At 63.6% G+C, this 16,361-nt stretch carries 16 protein-coding genes; 9 read left to right on the top strand and 7 right to left on the bottom strand.

Annotated features, from left to right (window positions below; genetic code table 11):
- The first annotated feature begins 8 nt into the window (after positions 1-8).
- The 3 genes from LY622_RS06575 to LY622_RS06565 are packed head-to-tail and all read left to right on the top strand — an operon-like array spanning position 9 to position 2,979.
- Positions 9-905, top strand: coding sequence for an ABC transporter permease (locus LY622_RS06575; protein WP_234290152.1), 897 nt, complete (start codon positions 9-11; stop codon positions 903-905).
- Positions 902-1,975, top strand: coding sequence for an ABC transporter ATP-binding protein (locus tag LY622_RS06570; RefSeq protein WP_234290151.1), 1,074 nt, complete (start codon positions 902-904; stop codon positions 1,973-1,975). Before LY622_RS06575 ends, LY622_RS06570 begins: the two co-directional genes overlap by 4 nt.
- The gene (locus LY622_RS06565) at positions 1,972-2,979 is read left to right on the top strand and encodes an ABC transporter ATP-binding protein (RefSeq protein WP_234290150.1); all 1,008 of its coding nucleotides are present in this window, start codon (positions 1,972-1,974) and stop codon (positions 2,977-2,979) included. Before LY622_RS06570 ends, LY622_RS06565 begins: the two co-directional genes overlap by 4 nt.
- 324 nt (positions 2,980-3,303) lie before the next feature.
- Here LY622_RS06565 and LY622_RS06560 read toward each other — a convergent pair whose 3' ends face one another.
- On the bottom strand, positions 3,304-4,680 hold the full coding sequence (locus LY622_RS06560) for an NCS1 family transporter (protein WP_234280260.1): 1,377 nt from the start codon (positions 4,678-4,680) through the stop codon (positions 3,304-3,306).
- A gap of 94 nt (positions 4,681-4,774) precedes the next feature.
- Positions 4,775-5,542, bottom strand: coding sequence for an aspartate/glutamate racemase family protein (locus LY622_RS06555; RefSeq protein ID WP_234290149.1), 768 nt, complete (start codon positions 5,540-5,542; stop codon positions 4,775-4,777).
- A gap of 606 nt (positions 5,543-6,148) precedes the next feature.
- On the opposite strand from LY622_RS06555, the gene puuE reads away from it, so the two are divergent.
- The 3 genes from puuE to LY622_RS06540 all read left to right on the top strand — a co-directional run bounded on the left by puuE (position 6,149) and on the right by LY622_RS06540 (position 8,840).
- A complete protein-coding gene (puuE, locus tag LY622_RS06550; RefSeq protein ID WP_234290148.1) occupies positions 6,149-7,081 on the top strand; it encodes an allantoinase PuuE in 933 nt (310 codons plus the stop codon).
- Positions 7,082-7,288: 207 nt separating this feature from the next.
- Positions 7,289-8,122 carry a bifunctional allantoicase/(S)-ureidoglycine aminohydrolase gene (locus tag LY622_RS06545; RefSeq protein ID WP_234290147.1) on the top strand — a complete coding sequence of 278 codons (834 nt, stop codon included), beginning with the start codon at positions 7,289-7,291 and terminating at the stop codon, positions 8,120-8,122.
- Between the two features lie 232 nt (positions 8,123-8,354).
- Complete coding sequence (locus LY622_RS06540; protein WP_234290146.1) at positions 8,355-8,840, top strand: ureidoglycolate lyase; 486 nt, start codon at positions 8,355-8,357, stop codon at positions 8,838-8,840.
- Positions 8,841-8,914: 74 nt separating this feature from the next.
- Here the strand turns inward: LY622_RS06540 and LY622_RS06535 are convergent, their stop codons facing one another.
- The 5 genes from LY622_RS06535 to LY622_RS06515 all read right to left on the bottom strand — a co-directional run bounded on the left by LY622_RS06535 (position 8,915) and on the right by LY622_RS06515 (position 13,335).
- Positions 8,915-9,595 (bottom strand): GntR family transcriptional regulator, encoded by a 681-nt coding sequence (locus tag LY622_RS06535; protein WP_255762361.1) that lies wholly within the window; start codon positions 9,593-9,595, stop codon positions 8,915-8,917.
- 57 nt (positions 9,596-9,652) lie between these two features.
- Positions 9,653-10,414 carry an aspartate/glutamate racemase family protein gene (locus LY622_RS06530; RefSeq protein WP_234290144.1) on the bottom strand — a complete coding sequence of 254 codons (762 nt, stop codon included), beginning with the start codon at positions 10,412-10,414 and terminating at the stop codon, positions 9,653-9,655.
- A 91-nt stretch (positions 10,415-10,505) separates the two neighbouring features.
- On the bottom strand, positions 10,506-11,789 hold the full coding sequence (locus LY622_RS06525; RefSeq protein ID WP_234290143.1) for a TRAP transporter large permease: 1,284 nt from the start codon (positions 11,787-11,789) through the stop codon (positions 10,506-10,508).
- Positions 11,786-12,340, bottom strand: a complete 555-nt coding sequence (locus LY622_RS06520) for a TRAP transporter small permease (protein ID WP_234290142.1) — start codon at positions 12,338-12,340, stop codon at positions 11,786-11,788. The genes LY622_RS06525 and LY622_RS06520 overlap by 4 nt, the downstream gene beginning before the upstream one ends.
- Positions 12,337-13,335: a TRAP transporter substrate-binding protein gene (locus LY622_RS06515; protein WP_234290141.1), complete on the bottom strand. Its 999-nt coding sequence runs from the start codon at positions 13,333-13,335 to the stop codon at positions 12,337-12,339. Before LY622_RS06515 ends, LY622_RS06520 begins: the two co-directional genes overlap by 4 nt.
- A 271-nt stretch (positions 13,336-13,606) precedes the next feature.
- Here LY622_RS06515 and LY622_RS06510 point away from each other — a divergent pair, with 271 nt between their 5' ends.
- From LY622_RS06510 to hydA, 3 genes are all read left to right on the top strand, one after another.
- Positions 13,607-14,341, top strand: a complete 735-nt coding sequence (locus LY622_RS06510) for a maleate cis-trans isomerase family protein (protein ID WP_234290140.1) — start codon at positions 13,607-13,609, stop codon at positions 14,339-14,341.
- 115 nt (positions 14,342-14,456) lie between these two features.
- Positions 14,457-14,873, top strand: a complete 417-nt coding sequence (locus LY622_RS06505; RefSeq protein WP_234290139.1) for an allophanate hydrolase-related protein — start codon at positions 14,457-14,459, stop codon at positions 14,871-14,873.
- A 70-nt stretch (positions 14,874-14,943) separates the two neighbouring features.
- The coding region (hydA, locus tag LY622_RS06500; protein WP_234290138.1) for a dihydropyrimidinase at positions 14,944-16,361 on the top strand (1,418 nt) is incomplete at its 3' end.

The raw sequence follows: 16,361 nt of genomic DNA, 5'->3' as shown, positions 1-16,361 counted from the left end.
AGTACGCTATGTCACTTACCCTCGAGGGCGGCCAGGCCGCCTCCCAGGCGCCTCCCTCGGCGCCGGTCAAGGGCTACTGGCGCTCGGTGTTCGGCCGCCTGTGCCGCGACCCGGTGGCCCTGGTGTCCGCCATCGTGCTGCTGCTGATCGTGCTGGCAGCGGTGTTTGCGCCGTGGGTGGCGCCGGCCAGCCCCTTCCAGACCAGCATGCTCAGTCGCCTGCAGCCGATCGGCTCGCCGGGCTTTCCCCTGGGCAGCGACGAGCTGGGTCGCGACGTGCTGTCGCGGCTGATTCACGGTGCCCGGCTGTCGCTGCTGATCGGCGTGATGCCGGTGATCAACGCCTTCGTGATCGGCAGCGCCATCGGCATCGTCGCCGGCTTCGTCGGCGGCAAGACCAACAGCGTGATCATGCGCGTGATCGATGTCTTCTACGCCTTCCCCGCGGTGCTGCTGGCCGTGGCGCTGGCCGGTGCGCTGGGGGCCGGGCTGGTCAACTCGCTGCTGTCGCTGACGGTGGTCTTCATACCGCCCATCGCCCGAGTCGCGGAGAGCGTGACCACCCAGGTACGCAGCGTCGACTACATCGAGGCGGCCCGCGCCAGCGGCGCCCGAAGCCTGACCATCATCCGCCGCCATGTGCTGGGCAACGTGCTGGGGCCGATCTTCGTCTATGCCACCTCGTTGATCAGCGTCAGCATGATCCTCGCCTCGGGCCTCTCCTTCCTGGGCCTGGGGGCCAGGCCGCCGATGCCGGAGTGGGGGCTGATGCTCAACACCATGCGCGATGCCATCTACGTCAATCCCTGGGTGGCGGTGCTGCCGGGGATGATGATCTTCACGGTGTCGATCTGCTTCAACATGCTCAGCGACGGGCTGCGCTCGGCCATGGACGTCAAGCTATGATGAAATCGCAATCGTTCTCCGGGAGCGCCTCACTGGACCGCGGCGGCAAGGCGCAGCCGCTGTTGCGGGTGCGCGGTCTCAAGAAACACTTCACCATTGCCCGGGGCGGATTCGGCCGCCAGGCCTCCCGGGTGCACGCCGTGGACGGCGTCGACTTCGATGTCTTCAAGGGCGAGACGCTGGGGATCGTCGGCGAGTCCGGCTGCGGCAAGTCGACCACCGCGCGCCTGCTGATGCACCTGCTGGCCGCGGATGACGGCGAGATGGTCTTCGACGGCGACCCGATCGGCCAGTACGGCGGCATTTCCGTGCGCGCGATGCGGCGCCAGGTGCAGATGGTGTTCCAGAACTCCTATGCCTCGCTCAACCCGCGGATGAGCGTCGAGGACTCCATCGCCTTCGGCCCCCAGGTGCACGGCGTGACGCGCCGCGAATCGCGCCAGCGGGCGCGGCGCCTGCTTGACCAGGTCGGCCTCTCGGCGAGCCTGTTCGCGCATCGCTATCCGCACGAGCTGTCGGGGGGCCAGCGCCAGCGGGTCAATATCGCCCGGGCCCTGGCGCTGGAGCCGCGGCTGTTGATCCTCGACGAGGCGGTGTCGGCCCTCGACAAGTCGGTGGAGGCCCAGGTGCTCAACCTGCTGATGGATCTCAAGCAGGAGTATGGCCTGACCTATCTGTTCATCTCCCACGACCTCAACGTGGTGCGTTACATCAGCGACCGGGTGATGGTGATGTATCTCGGCAAGGTCGCCGAGATGGGCGAGGTGGAGGCGCTATATCGCGCCCCGGCGCATCCCTATACCCGGGCGCTGCTGTCGGCGATGCCGTCGATGAATCCCGACCAGCGCACCGAGCAGGCGCCGCTCGTCGGCGACCCGCCCAACCCCATCGACCTGCCGCCGGGCTGTCGCTTCTGCCCGCGCTGCCCGATGGTCGAGGAGGCCTGCCGCGCCGCGGAGCCGGCGCTCGAAGCCTGCGGTACGGCTCATCAGGTGGCCTGCCGGCGTGCCGATGAGGTCATGGCCGGTGCCGTCCCCATCAAGCGCCTGTCAGAGGAGAGCCCGACATGACCCTAGCTGCTGCCAAGCCCGCCGCCGCTGCCGCGACTCAGGCCCCGCTGGTGGAAATCACCGACCTGACGGTGCGTTTTCGCACCCCGACCCGCCAGGTGCACGCCGTCAACGGGGTCGACCTGACTCTCGGCCGCGGCGAGGTATTGACCATTCTCGGCGAGAGCGGCTCCGGCAAGAGCGTGACCCTGCGTACCCTGATGTGCCTGCTGCCGGAGCGGCGCACGCAGATCTCGGGCCGGGTCAGTGTCGATGGCCAGGACGTGCTGGCCATGTCACAGCGCCAGTTGACCCGTTTTCGCGGTCGCACGGCATCGATGATCTTCCAGGAGCCGATGCTGGCCTTCGATCCGGTCTACCGCATCGGCGAGCAGATCGCCGAGACGGCGTGTCGGCATGAAGGCGTCAGCCGGCGCGAGGGCATGGCCCGGGCGCTGGAGCTGTTCGAACTGGTCCGCATCCCCTCGCCCCAGCGCCGCCTGGCCAACTATCCCCATGAACTTTCCGGGGGCATGAGTCAGCGGGCGATGATCGCGCTGGCGCTCTCCTGCCGGCCCAAGCTGCTGCTCGCCGACGAGCCGACGACGGCGCTGGACGCCACGGTGCAGATCCAGATTCTGTTGTTGCTGCGCGACCTGCAGCGCGAGCTGGGGATGTCGGTGATCTTCGTCACCCATGACATGGGCGTTGCCAACGAGGTCTCCGATCGTATTGCGGTGATGTATGCCGGGCGCATCGTCGAGTCGGGGAAGGTCGAGGAGATCATCGGGCAGCCGCGTCACCCCTATACCCAGGGCCTGATGGCCTCGCGTGCGTCGGGCGCGCAGCGCGGCCAGCGGCTGCAGGCGATTCCCGGCGCGCCGCCCGACCTTGCCGAACTGCCGCGGGGCTGTGCCTTTGCGCCACGCTGCCCGCAGGCGACCGACGACTGTCTGGCGGCGGTGCCGATCGTCCGGCCGTTGAGCGACACTCACTGGGCGGCCTGTTATCGGCTGGGGGCGTGATGCCTGAGTCGCATCGCGGAGGCAGCGCGCCGCTGCCTTCATGAGCCGCCACCTCAAGGCCATCGAGGCCTCCCTCTCCATCGGTAAGCCCGATGTGACGGAGGGTGAAGTCTTCCTGGCGTTTTAACAAGTAGTCGGGTGGGAGCCGCATCATGCGGGCGTCAGTGGACCCTTTGGCCATTCCCACTCATGCAGAAGCCCCGAGCCTTAGGCTCGGGGCTTCTGCATGAGTGGGAATAGGTTTGGCAGTCTGGATTCGGATGTGGCCGGTCATCAAGCCGGAGGCGGTGATCGCCCGCCCGGCCGTGGCCGGGCGGAGCGGGATCACTGACGGAAGCGCTGGCAGGGGCCCCAGTGCTGCATCAACAGGTAGTAGGTAATGCCGGCGGGGATCAGGCTGGCGTACCAGGAGACGGCTGAGAAGGTCAGGGCGGACACGATGCCGACGGCGGTGGCGATCAGTGCGGCATAGTTGACGCCCTGGTAGGGACCGGTCTCGTCATACAGCTTGCCGATATCCAGGGTGCGGCGACGAATGATGTAGTAGTCGACGACCAGGATGGCAAAGATCGGGCCGAGGAAGGCGGAGTAGGTCTGCACGAACAGCTGCAGGCCGGCGGCGGATTCCGGTTGCACCAGCTTCCAGGGGAAGGTGGCGAAGGCCAGCAGCCCGACGATCACGGTGGCGATGGGGAACTTCAGCTTGAACACGTCCATCAGCACGTAGGTCGGCGGCACCACGTTGTTGAGCACGTTGGTGGTGACCTGGGCGAAGGCGATGAACAGCAGGGTGGTCATCAGCAGGGGGGTGTTGTCCACGGCATTGGCGAAGACCTGGATGGGGTCGGCGGTGCCGGTGGCTTCCGAGACCATGAAGCCGATCAGGCCCATGAACATGGTGCAGGGCAGGATCGACATGGCGTAGATGGTGGTCAGCAGGCCCGGGCCGGTTCCCTTCTTGTGCTCGCGGGAGTAGTCGCTGACGTTGAGCATCATGGTGCTGTAGATACCCAGGAACAGCATGGTGGCGCCCCAGAACGGCATGCCCCATGAACCTTCCATGGTCAGCAGGTTGGCGGAAAGCTCATCGCCATAGCGCTGCACCGTGGCATAGAACATGTACATCAGCGAGACGAGGATGAAACCGCTGCCGATGTTCTCCAGCCACTTGATGCCCTGGAAGCCCATTACCGAGAGGCCGATCTGCAGGAACTGGAAGGTGATGAAGTAGAAGATCAGGTTGTCGAAGCCGAACAGGGTGGCCGATACCATGTTCAGCGCACCGGCCCCGATCCAGCTCTGGAAGCCGTACCACACCACGGCGGGAACGGCGCGGACGAGGCCGGGTATGCGTGTGCCGGCAAAGCCGAAGGCGCTGCGCGCCTGAACCATGAAAGGGATGCCGTACTTGTAGCCGGCTGCGCCATTGATGGCGAGCGCGATGCCGATCACGAAACAGCCGATGGCAATGGCGAGTGTCGCCTGGATCAGGTTCAGCGTGCCGACCACGCTGGAGCCCATGGCGAAGGTGCCGATGGATACGCACCCGCCGAACCAGGCCAGGAAGTAGGAGGGCCGCCCCATGATGCGGGTCTGCTGGGGGGCCAGGCTCTCCTCCCCTATGCCCTTGGTGGCGTCATGTGTCGTGCCCAAAGTGATGTCCGGGGCGCCGGGCTGCGCCTTTGCTGTCGGATCGCTCATTATTGTGTCCTCGCAAGGATGTTTGCCAAATTTATCGTTGTCGGTCGTCCGTGCCGTATAGGGCCGCTATTCCGCTGGCGGCTTTCTGTGGTGCTTACTCTTGCTTGGGGAGTGCCCGGCCGATGGGTGTCAGGCCGGAAAAGTGCTCGAACTGGCCGGTAAAGGCCTTGGGTCTTGGGAAGGCCAGGTCGCCATGCTTGCTGGTGCCAAGCCCCAGGCCGACCACCGCCTCGGACAGCTTCACGGCGGCGGTAACGCCCTCTATGACGGGAAGCCCTACCGCCCGGCTGATTTCCTCGGTCAGGTCGGCCATGCCGCCGCAGCCAAGCACGATGGCGCCGATGTTGTCCTCGTCTCGGGCGCGACGGCACTCGTCGATGATGCGATTCAGCGCCATCTCCCCGTTCTCCTCCAGATCCAGCACCGGGATCTCGGCGGCACGGACCCGTCGGCAGTGATGGCGAAAGCCATACTGCTCCAGCAGGTGCTCGGCGATGATGCCGGTACGCCCCAGGGTGGTGACGATGGAGAAGCGGGTGCTGATCAGGGCGGCCATGTGAAAGGCCGCCTCGGCGATTCCGATCACCGGGGCACGGGTCAGCTCACGGGCGGCCATCAGCCCCGGGTCGCCGAAGCAGGCAATGACATAGGCGTCCGCCCCCTCACGCTCTCCGGCCAGCACTTCCTCCAGCACGCCGACGGCGCTGATCGCCTCGTCGAAGTGGCTCTCGATGGAAACCGGGCCGCTGGCGGGCTGAGTGGCGGCAATATGTGTGCCTGGCGCGGCTATGCGCTGGGCGGCCGCACCAATTTTCGCGGTCATGGCCAGGGTGGTGTTGGGGTTGATGACGCGTATCTGCATCGGGAACTCCGCGGTGAGATTTGTTGTGAACAAAATGAAATGTCTTTGTACACAAGATAGACGGGCAGCGTCGTGTGCGCAAGCATTCCGTTGATGTGCTGATCATGAGTTTTTATTGTTCAAAAACAAATGTTTATTCAATTAATGCAGGAATTTCAGCGTTTTCTGGCCGTTAGACCTAGGTCGTATTTCTGAAAGGACATAGGGTATTGGCGACCATGAGGAGAAGTTGTTGTATACACTATTGTCCGGGTGGTGACGCCAGCTGTCAGCCTGCGCTGCGAGGGGACGGGTGCATTCGGCGATATAGGTAGATATCGAGTACGTTGCCTTGATTTTTTGTATACAAAAGCTAATGCTATGAGGAGTAAGAGCGGCAGCGGTTCCAGATGTCATGGCTCCAATGGCCCTTCAATAGGTTGGTGCCGATGCCTTGCAATAGGAGTGGGTACAGTATACTTTTCTATTGTATACATTAATTGTCGCATCATGATGTTGCCAGGCAGCGCCTTGGCCCCGTGAGGCAGGAAGAGCGAGCCAGGAAGGGCTGGCGAGAAAGAACCAGCCAGGAAGAACCAGCCAGAAAGAACAAGAGGAACGTCCTTGATGAGCGTAAGCAGTTATTATCCCCGCGACTTGATCGGCTATGGCCGCACGCCCCCCCACGCCAACTGGCCCGGCAAGGCGAAGATCGCCGTACAGTTCGTGCTCAACTACGAAGAGGGCGGCGAGAATTGCGTCCTGCATGGCGATTCGGGGTCCGAGCAGTTCCTATCCGAGATCATCGGTGCCCCTTCGTTTCCCGACCGCCACCTGAGCATGGAGTCAATCTACGAATATGGCTCCCGGGCCGGGGTCTGGCGCATCCTGCGCGAGTTCGAACGGCGCGGCCTGCCGCTGACGGTGTTCGGCGTTGCCATGGCGCTGGAGCGTCACCCGGAAGTGGCCCAGGCTTTCAAGGAGCTGGGCCATGAGATCGCCTGCCACGGCTATCGCTGGATTCATTATCAGGACGTGCCGGAGCACGTCGAGCGAGAGCATCTGCAGCAGGCGATGGAGATTTTCCAGCGCCTCTATGGCGAGAAGCCGCTGGGCTGGTACACCGGCCGTGATAGCCCGAACACCCGACGGCTGGTGCTCGACGAGGGTGGCTTCCTCTATGACAGTGACTACTACGGGGACGACCTGCCGTTCTGGACTCGCCAGGCGGATAGCCAGGGTCGCGAACACGATCACCTGATCGTGCCCTATACCCTGGACAGCAACGACATGCGCTTCGCCGCGCCCCAGGGCTTCAACACCGCCGACCACTTTTTCAGCTATTTGCGCGACGCCTTCGACGTGCTCTATGCGGAAGGGGAGGAGTCGCCGAAAATGCTCTCGGTGGGCATGCACTGCCGGCTGCTGGGCCGCCCCGGCCGATTCCGCGCCCTGCAGCGGTTTCTCGACCATATCGAGGCCCACGACCGGGTCTGGGTGACTCGCAGGGTGGACATCGCGCGGCACTGGGCCGAGCATCACCCGGCACCGGCGCGCTGACGTCGAACCCCGACAGGACAGCCTAGCTGCTTTACGAGGGGCGCCGGGGACAGGCCGAAGAGGAGGTCCTTCGCCATGGATGGCGAAGGTAGCGCCCAGGGAGGGGTTCACAGCGCCTCCTCGAAGGCCTGTCGACGGTTCAGCCCCGAAAGACGCACCCGTCACGATAGCTAGAGCGCTATCTTTGGCATTCTTTCAGGACGCATCATGAGCCAACGCACGTATTATGCCCCCCGCGGGGGGCATCCGCCCCAGACCCAGCTGCTTTCGGACCGAGCAGTCTTCACCGAGGCCTACGCCGTGATCCCCAAGGGGGTGTTCGGCGATATCGTCACCAGCAACCTGCCGTTCTGGGACAACACCCGGCTATGGGTGCTGGCACGGCCGCTCTCCGGCTTTGCCGAGACCTTCTGCCAGTACATCATGGAGGTGTCGCCGGGGGGCGGCAGCGAGAAGCCCGAGCTCGATCCCGGGGCCGAGGGCGTCCTGTTCGTGGTGGAAGGGGAGATGACCCTGACGCTGGCCGGCGAGCGCCACCGCATGGCCGCGGGCGGCTACGCCTTCCTGCCACCGGGCAGCCACTGGCAGCTGCGCAACGAGTCCGATGCCCCGGTGCGCTTCCACTGGGTGCGCAAGGCCTATGAGTTCGTCGAGGGCATCGAGGTGCCGGAGGCGTTCGTGGTCAACGAGAACGATATCGCGCCGACGCCGATGCCGGACACCGACGAGCGCTGGGCCACCACTCGCTTCGTCGACCCGGCCGACGTACGCCATGACATGCACGTCAACATCGTCACCTTCCAGCCCGGCGCCGTGATCCCCTTCGACGAGACCCATGTCATGGAGCATGGGCTCTATGTGTTGGAGGGCAAGGCGGTCTATCACCTCAACCAGGACTGGGTCGAGGTCGAGGCCGGCGACTTCATGTGGCTGCGCGCCTTTTGCCCCCAGGCCTGCTACGCCGGCGGCCCCGGGCCGTTCCGCTACCTGCTCTACAAGGACGTGAACCGCCACCCGGCGCTGCGCCTGGGCGCTCGCTGAAAGGGCGCTTGGCGCTTGGCGCTTGCAGTCGTGGCACCGTTCGAGGCTTTGCCGGCGACAGGTTTTCGAGGGGGCGCTGTGAACCCCTCCCTGGGCGCTACCGATGCCATCCCTGGCATCGGACCCCTTCTCCAACCTGTCCCCGGCGCCTCTCGCTTGGTTCGCTGCGTTGGGGCCGGTAGAACGGCCGCGCCATACAATAAGCCACTATGGCTGAGATGAAGGAGTCCTCATGCTGGAACTGAAAGCCGAACCGCTGACACCGGAGGCCTTCGCCCCCTTCGGCGACGTCATCGACACGCGCACGGCCGACTATTTTCACATCAACGCCGGGCGCACCCGTCGTTACCACGACCTGGCGAAGGTAGAAACCCTTGGTGAGCAGGCTCGGACGCTGATCAGTATCTTCGTCAGCGAGCCCATCGAATTGCCGCTCGAACTCGACTTCCTGGAGCGTCATCCCCAGGGCAGCCAGGCCTTCATGCCGCTGCACGAGGAGCGTTTCGTGATCGTGGTGGCCCCGCCGGGGGAGACCATCGACCCGGACGAGGTGCGCGCCTTCGTCACCGATGGCCGCCAGGGAGTGAACTATCGAGCCGGGACCTGGCATGCGATCCAATCGGTGCTCGAGCGACAGGGGGAGTTCCTGGTCGTCGACCGTGGCGGTGAGGGCAATAACTGCGATGAGCACCCGCTGGCGCTGCGAGTCAGCCTCTGACTCAAGGTGCTGCCAAGCAAGTGGCTCTTCCAGGCGGTAGGGCCCTTCTTGCTTTCCAGCAGGATGTCAGGGCATCAAGAGGGGGGACGGTTTATGCAGGAAATCGCCTCCCCGGTATGTCGGATATGGTTAGCCAGTAGGCGCTGGGCCAGGTCACTGTCCCGGGCCTTCAGTGCCTCAAGGATCTGGCGATGCTCCTCAGTCGACTCCTGCCAGCGGCCCAAGCGATCCAAGGCTAGATAGCGCGCTCGTTCCAGGCGCCCTAGCAAGCCTTGGTGGGTCTCCTCCAGCGCTGGGTTTTTAGCGCCAGTCACGATCAATCCATGGATGCGCTGGTTGAGTTCGAAATAGGCATTGCGGTCGCCCTTCACCAGAAGTCGCTCAAGACGTTCTTGCAAGGTTTCGAGGCGCTTGAGTTCAGTATTGGTCATGCGTTTTGCGGCCAGGCCGGCGGCCAGGCTTTCCAGGCCAGCCTCTACCTCGAAAAGATGGTCCAGCTCCTTGGCGTCAATCGGGGCCACCCGAGCCCGGCGGTTGCGGGGCATTACCACCAGCCCCTCTGCAGACAGACGCTTCAGGGCCTCTCTTAGAGGGGTTCGGGAGATGCCCAACTGTGCGCAGAGGGTGGGCTCCTGAAGTAGCTCACCCGGGGGTAGTTGGCCCCGTACGATAAGTCGGCGCAGGGTCTGGTAGGCTTCTTGAGCCAAGGTTGGTGCAGTGATGCGGGCCACACCCGCAGGGGAATCTGTACTCATAGGCTATCCTCTTGACTGGATGGTTCAATTTTCCCCACTGATACAATGGAATTCCAGTCAGATGCGATTAGTCAGTACTTGACGGCCTACTAACTTTACCAGTTTCTCAGGCAGACCAAGGCAGGGCTTGCTGGGCAAAGCGGCAAAGCTGCCTGCAGAGGGTGCTGGCGCCCCCAAGTTGACCATGGCCTGAGCCTGATGCAACGCACAGGTGACACCATCGAGGGCGGGTACTGGCAGGCGTGTAGCTACATCGCGGGCTAGGCCGGCGAGGGGCGCCCCGGCAAGGATCAGGACATCGGCACCGTCGTCATGTACCGCCCGCTCGGCCAGAGCCACCAGGCGCTCGCCTTGATCCTCCTGCACTCGACCGATATGGGCCAAGGGCTCGTCCAGAGCGCGAATACTGGCTAAGCGATCGGAGAAGCCGTAGCCGGCTATGGTTTCCCGGTACCAGGCCTGGATGCGCTGGGAGATCGCGATCACCGAAAAACGGCTTCCTTGCTGGCAGGCGCTTACCAGTGCTGCCTCTGTCATCCCCACTACCGGGATCGGCAGGATCTCACGCAGGGCGGTAAGACCCGGATCGCCAAACGCCGCCACCACCACGGCATCATGACCTTCATACTGTTCTGCGGCAATTTGCATTGCGGCATAGCCGCCGATCTGGGCCTCGGCGCGGGTCTCGATATAGGCCACACCGAAAGGGGCGGTGGCCATGGTCAGCTCGGTGCCGGGGCGGATGCTGCGGCGGGCCTCTCGTTCGATCAGGGCAGTGACATCGGTTGAGATATTGGGATTGATGACCAGTAGTTTCATGGCGTGCTCACTAAGTATGTTCGTGGCGGGTTAGCCCGCGCCGCTTAAAGAAAGAGCCCCGGCCCCTGTTTGGAGCCGGAGGCAGAAGCAGTCAGTACCCTAGTGCCCGCGGCAACCAGGTGACGATGCCGGGAAAAGCGATACAGGCGAACAGCACCACATATTGGAAAACGATGAAGGGCCAGGCGCTTTTCATCAGCTCGTTGAGGCTTATCTTCGAGATGCCGCACATCACGAACAGCAGCACACCCACCGGCGGTGTCATCATGCCTACCACCAAGTTCATGACGAACAGGAATCCGAACAGCAGTGGGTCAATACCATATGCCAAGGCAATGGGCGCTAGTAGCGGCACCAGCATGATGTAAGCGGCGTTGGACTCGATGAACATGCCGACCCCGATCAGCAGCACCATGACCAGCAGCAGAAACACCAGCGGATCTTGGGTGAAGTTCTGCACCCATTGGGAAAGCTGCAGAGGGATCAGGTCGAGGGTGAAGGCGAAGGTCATTGTGGAAGCGAAGGCAATCAAGGCGCCTACCATGGCCGCGGTCACGGCAGCATTGAACATCGCCTTGGGCAGGTCGGAGATGCGCAGCTTGCGGGTCACGAAAAAGCCGATGAGAAGTGCATAGACCACCGCGATGGCAGCTCCCTCGGTAGGGGTGAAGGCACCGCCAACGATGCCGCCCACTACGACGATAGGCATCAAGAGAATCGGTAGGGCGCGCCAGGTCTGCACCAGCACGTGCTTAAGGCCGATCCTGCTCTCGGTGCCTAGCGGGTAGCGGCGGCGCATGGCGATGAAGCTGGCCAGTCCCATGAAACCCACCGCCAAGATGATTCCGGGTACGACGCCTGCCATGAAGAGTCCGCCTACCGACACGGATGACCCAGCCATCAAGGCGTAGACGATCATGGCGTTGCTGGGCGGGATGATGGCCCCCAGGTTGGCGGCGGAGGCTACCACTGCGCTGCTGTAGCCGGTACCGTACTGCTGACGCATGGAGGGCACCAGTGAGCTGCCCAACGCACTAGCACTGGCCACGGCGGCCCCGCTGACAGCCGCCAGTACCATGCCAGCGACGATGGCGACATGGGCCAGTCCACCATGTATGCGACCGATCAACGAGTTGGCGAAGTCCACCAGGCGCTGCAGGACGCCGCCGGCCACCATCAGCTCGCCGGCCAGCATGAAGAGCGGGATAGCCATCAGCGGGAAGCTATTGACCGAGTGCATCATGCGCTGAGGGAGTATCGAGAAATCCATGCCACCCACATAGAGACCCACCAGGGAGGCCAAGCCCAAGGCGAAGGCCAGTGGCATCCGCAGCAGGGCGAAGCTCAGGAAGGTAAAGACGATGGCAGGAGTCATGATGGCAGCCCTCCACGGTGGGTCGGGGCGCTGGGAAGTGGCTCCAGGCGCAGGGCCTGAGCCACCAGATGCAGGCAGCTATGGCCGGCGCAGACCAGCACGGCGATATAGAATACGGCGGCGGTGATCGGCAGGGTGGGCATCAGCTCCTGCCACTTGCTGGCCACCGCTCCCAGGCTGATCCAGAACAGTCCCGCCATCATGGCGGCACCGAACAGGGCCATCAGTTGCGCCAGTCGCTGCTGTAGCCCCTCGGGCAAGTGGGAGACCAGGGCGTCGATACCTACATGTATGCCGACCTTGATGCCGTGGGGAATGGCCAGGAAGATCGCCCAGACGAAGAACAGCCGCGAGAGCTCGTCGGCGGAGTCGATAGAGCTGGAGAGCACATAGCGGGTGAACACCTGGGCCGAGACGAGGAGGGTCATCATGCCCATGGCCACCAGAATGGCGTAATAGGATGTCCGGTCGAGCAGCACCAGGCCATGCAGGAAGTGGCGCTTGACCGGGCTGGAGGCGTGCGCCTCCAGCTGGTGCCAGGCGGAAGTCATGACGTGAGTTCCTCGAGCACCCGGTCGACGACCTCGGTACCGATTCTGTCGCGCAGCTGCTCCACCACACCCTGGCTGGCCTCACGCAGGGCGGCGCGAGTCTCGTCGCTGATCGGGGTGAACTGCATGCCCCGTTCGATCAGCGTCGCCCGGGCCGCCTCATCCTCTTCGGCGGCGGTCTGCCGCTGCCAGGCCACCGCCTCGGCCATGGCCTCGCGCACGGCCTGCTGCTTTTCCTCGCTTAGCCGATTGAAGACGTTGCGGTTGGCCACCACCACGATGAAGTCGTAGAAGTGGCCGGTATCGGAGAGATGGCCCTGCACTTCGTCCAGTCGGCGGGTACTGATGATGCTGTAGGGATTCTCCTGGCCGTCCAGCACCCCCTGTTGCAGGGCACCGTAGACCTCGCTTATATCCATTGAGATCGGACTGGCGCCGATGGCACGGAAGGTGTCCAGGTGAGTCTGATTGGGCTGCAGGCGGATTCTCAGACCGTTGAGGTCTTCGACGGTTTCGATGGGGCGTTCGTTGTTGGTCACATGGCGGAAGCCCAGCTCCATATAGCCCAGCGCCACGAATCCCTTCTCGGCCAGCTTCTCGTCGAGCAGTTCGCCGACGTCACCATCGATCAGGGCGAAGGCATCCTCGCGATCAGCGAAGGCGAAGGGCAGGCTCAGTGCCTCCAGCTCCGGCACGGTACGCGACAGGAAGGCGATGCCGACCCAAGTGCCGGCGATGGACCCAGACGAAACCTGATCGACGTTCTCGCTGGCGCCGCCTAGCTGCATGTTGGGGAACAGCTGGGCGCTCAAGTCGCCGTCAGTACGCTCGGCCAGGGTATCCCGGAAGATCTCCATTGCCCGGCTGCTGGAGTGGTCATCGGGGAAGTTACCGCTGAAGCGCAGGGTCTCGGCACTGACGAGCAGGGGAGAGCCTAGGCCGAGCGCCAACAGAATGGCTGCAGAACGTTTTGCGAGTCGTGTTGTTGTTGTCATACAGGATTCCTTTTGTTTTCACGAGTGGGCTGCCGATCGCCTTGCATTTCTGTGTGGGCGACCTTCTGAACCCTAGCGGAGCTTCCAGGAAAATACAAAACATAGAATACAGTTTTTTTAAAAACTCTTAAAAAACAATGGAATAATATTTTTATTTTCATGAAAATTTGGATTTAATGAGGTTTTTCTTGCAAAAAATCAGGGCTGTGCGAATCTGTTGGGGTGTGAGGTTTTTGTATACAGAATATCAATAACAGCTCCGGAGCCAGCCATGAATCGTACCCTGCTGGGCATGCTGACGCCTTCCTCCAATACTGTGCTAGAGCCTTATACCGCGGCCCTGCTTCAAGGGCTCTTTCCTCGGGTCACAGCCCACTTCCAGCGCTTCACCGTCAAGGAGACCTCACTGAGCGGCCCGGACCAGGCGTTCGATCCTACGCCCCAATTGGAGGCGGCACGGCTGCTCAACGACGCGCGGATGGACGTTATCGCCTGGAGCGGCACCTCGGCGAGCTGGTTGGGTTTCGAAACCGATCGCCAGCTGTGCGCCGCTATCGCCGAGATGACCGGGGTGCCAGCCACCAGCAGTGTGCTGGCGCTCAACGAGATCCTGACACGCACCGGGGTGACCCGACTGGGACTGGTGACGCCCTATCTCGATGAAATCCAGGGGGCCATCGTCGCTAACTACGCTGCCGAGGGCATCGAGGTAGTGGCGGAGCGCCACCTCAATGACCGTGGCAACTTCTCCTTCTCGGAATACGACGAAGCGACGCTGGCGGGGCTGGTGCGGGAGGTGGCTCAGTGCCATCCCCAGGCCATTACTCTGCTGTGCACCAATATGCGAGGTGCCGCCATTGTGCCGGCGCTGGAGCAGGAGCTGGGCATTCCAATCTATGACTCGGTGAGCGTCGCGGTATGGAAGTCTCTGCAGCTTGCGGGGGAGGACACCACTTGCATCCAGGGCTGGGGCGGCCTCTTCCAGGACCCGCGGCTGGGCCCTTGACGCCACCCCAGGACACTCACAGGTGCAGTGACTCGACAACACACGCCGGCTGACAGGCTGGCAGGCTGACAACGAGCAGGAGGTAGGTATGCCCCCCCAGGAGAGAGTGCTGAGGATGTTTGTCAACGGGCAGGCCATGTCGGGCGGCAGTCTCAGCTTTGCGCTGGAGGGAGCCCGATACCTGGGGGCGATCGAGACGGCCCCCCGCTATCGCTTCTACTCGGTGAGGGACGAGTTTCCCGGCCTGCTCCCCGTGGCATCTGCAGGGGAGAGAGTCCCGGGAGAGCTCTACGCGCTCTCCCATTCCCAGCTGCGCGAAGGCCTGCTGCCGAATGAGCCGGACGAACTCGAGCTGACCATCATCGAGCTGGAAGATGGTTCGGGCGCCCTGAGCATGCGTCTGCGCGACGCCGCCATCGATCGGCCGGGTGTCGTGGATATCACCCGGCATGGCGGCTGGCTGAACTACCTGAAGACGCTGACAACGACGGCGGGACGGCGGGGCCGGGGTGATCGGCCCGCGCCAGTCTGAGGGAGCGTCGGCGCCTCGCGCGGGCCGAACCGCGCGCACCTGCCAATCAATATAACAAGAGAGTGACATCATGCAGCTAGATACCCTGATCAAGAACGGCCTGATCATCACCGCCGCCGATCGTTACCACGCCGATATCGGCATCAAGGATGGGCGCATCGTCACCCTTGGCCAGGGCCTGGAGGGCGCCGAGGAGGTGATCGACGCCGACGGCCTCTGGGTAATGCCCGGCGGCATCGATGCCCACTGTCATCTGGATCAGCCCCTGAGCGACGGCGCGGTGATGGCCGACGGCTTCGAGAGCGGCACTCGCTCGGCGGCCTGCGGTGGGACGACCACGGTGATCCCCTTTGCCGCCCAGCAGAAGGGGCAGAGCCTGCGTGCCGCGGTGGCGGATTATCACCGCCGCAGCGAGGGCCAGGCGCTGATCGATTACGCCTTCCATATGATCGTCACGGACCCCACCGAGACGGTGCTCAAGGAGGAGTTGCCGGCGCTGATCGCCGAGGGCTACAGCTCCTTCAAGATCTACCTCACCTACGACGACCTCAAGCTCAATGACCGGGAGGTCCTCGAGGTGCTGGCCATGGCCCGCCGCGAGGGCGGCATGGTGATGGTGCATGCCGAGAACGCCGACTGCATCGCCTACCTCACTGAACTGCTCGAATCCCAGGGACAGACGTCGCCGTTCTACCACGGCGTGGCGCATTCGGCGATCGCCGAGCGTGAGGCCACCCACCGCGCCATCTCCCTGGCGGAGTTGATCGACGTGCCACTGTTGATCGTGCATGTGTCCGGTCCCGAGGCCATCGAGCAGATCCGCTGGGCCCAGGGACGCGGCCTGCGGGTCTACGGCGAGACCTGCCCCCAGTACCTGATGCTCACCGCCGCCGATCTGGACAAGGAGGGCTTCGAGGGCGCCAAGTGCGTATGCAGCCCGCCCCCCCGCGACAAGGCGGCCCAGGAGGCGGTGTGGCAGGCGCTGGAGAGTGGCGTCTTCCAGGTCTTCTCCTCGGACCACGCCCCTTTCCGCTACGATGACCCTCAGGGCAAGAAGCTGCATGGAGACGAGGCCGGCTTCCACCATATCCCCAACGGGATTCCGGGGCTCGAGACGCGGCTGGCGATCCTCTTCTCCGAGGGGGTGGTGAAGGGGCGCATCGATGCCACCCGCTTCGTTGCGCTGACCGCCACCAACCCGGCCAAGATCTATGGCCTCTATCCCCGCAAGGGCACCATCGCCATCGGCAGCGATGCCGATCTGACCCTATGGGACCCTGAGGCCCGCACCACAGTGCGCAACGCGGCCCTGCACCATGCCGTGGACTACACCCCCTATGAGGGGTTAGAGCTTACCGGGCGGCCGGTGCTTGCCCTGTGCCGCGGCCAGGTGGTGTCCCGCGACGGTGAACCGACCGCCGTGCCGGGACATGGGCGCTTCCTGAAGTGTGACAAGCCACAGCCGGCCCGGCCTCGTGGTGTGGCTAA

Origin of the sequence: Halomonas alkalisoli (genome assembly GCF_021412585.1) — a bacterium.
GTDB classification, from domain to species: domain Bacteria; phylum Pseudomonadota; class Gammaproteobacteria; order Pseudomonadales; family Halomonadaceae; genus Halomonas; species Halomonas alkalisoli.
The sequence above is the reverse complement of the archived record's forward strand: the minus strand, read 5'-3'. Positions and strand labels throughout refer to the sequence as shown.

What these genes read in the sequence shown, in the direction of transcription:
- LY622_RS06575 (WP_234290152.1), top strand. Translation starts at nt 9, where the DNA reads ATGTCACTTACCCTCGAGGGCGGCCAGGCCGCCTCCCAGGCGCCTCCC.
- LY622_RS06570 (WP_234290151.1), top strand. Translation starts at nt 902, where the DNA reads ATGATGAAATCGCAATCGTTCTCCGGGAGCGCCTCACTGGACCGCGGC.
- LY622_RS06565 (WP_234290150.1), top strand. Translation starts at nt 1,972, where the DNA reads ATGACCCTAGCTGCTGCCAAGCCCGCCGCCGCTGCCGCGACTCAGGCC.
- LY622_RS06560 (WP_234280260.1), bottom strand. Translation starts at nt 4,680, where the DNA reads ATGAGCGATCCGACAGCAAAGGCGCAGCCCGGCGCCCCGGACATCACT.
- LY622_RS06555 (WP_234290149.1), bottom strand. Translation starts at nt 5,542, where the DNA reads ATGCAGATACGCGTCATCAACCCCAACACCACCCTGGCCATGACCGCG.
- puuE (WP_234290148.1), top strand. Translation starts at nt 6,149, where the DNA reads ATGAGCGTAAGCAGTTATTATCCCCGCGACTTGATCGGCTATGGCCGC.
- LY622_RS06545 (WP_234290147.1), top strand. Translation starts at nt 7,289, where the DNA reads ATGAGCCAACGCACGTATTATGCCCCCCGCGGGGGGCATCCGCCCCAG.
- LY622_RS06540 (WP_234290146.1), top strand. Translation starts at nt 8,355, where the DNA reads ATGCTGGAACTGAAAGCCGAACCGCTGACACCGGAGGCCTTCGCCCCC.
- LY622_RS06535 (WP_255762361.1), bottom strand. Translation starts at nt 9,595, where the DNA reads ATGAGTACAGATTCCCCTGCGGGTGTGGCCCGCATCACTGCACCAACC.
- LY622_RS06530 (WP_234290144.1), bottom strand. Translation starts at nt 10,414, where the DNA reads ATGAAACTACTGGTCATCAATCCCAATATCTCAACCGATGTCACTGCC.
- LY622_RS06525 (WP_234290143.1), bottom strand. Translation starts at nt 11,789, where the DNA reads ATGACTCCTGCCATCGTCTTTACCTTCCTGAGCTTCGCCCTGCTGCGG.
- LY622_RS06520 (WP_234290142.1), bottom strand. Translation starts at nt 12,340, where the DNA reads ATGACTTCCGCCTGGCACCAGCTGGAGGCGCACGCCTCCAGCCCGGTC.
- LY622_RS06515 (WP_234290141.1), bottom strand. Translation starts at nt 13,335, where the DNA reads ATGACAACAACAACACGACTCGCAAAACGTTCTGCAGCCATTCTGTTG.
- LY622_RS06510 (WP_234290140.1), top strand. Translation starts at nt 13,607, where the DNA reads ATGAATCGTACCCTGCTGGGCATGCTGACGCCTTCCTCCAATACTGTG.
- LY622_RS06505 (WP_234290139.1), top strand. Translation starts at nt 14,457, where the DNA reads ATGTTTGTCAACGGGCAGGCCATGTCGGGCGGCAGTCTCAGCTTTGCG.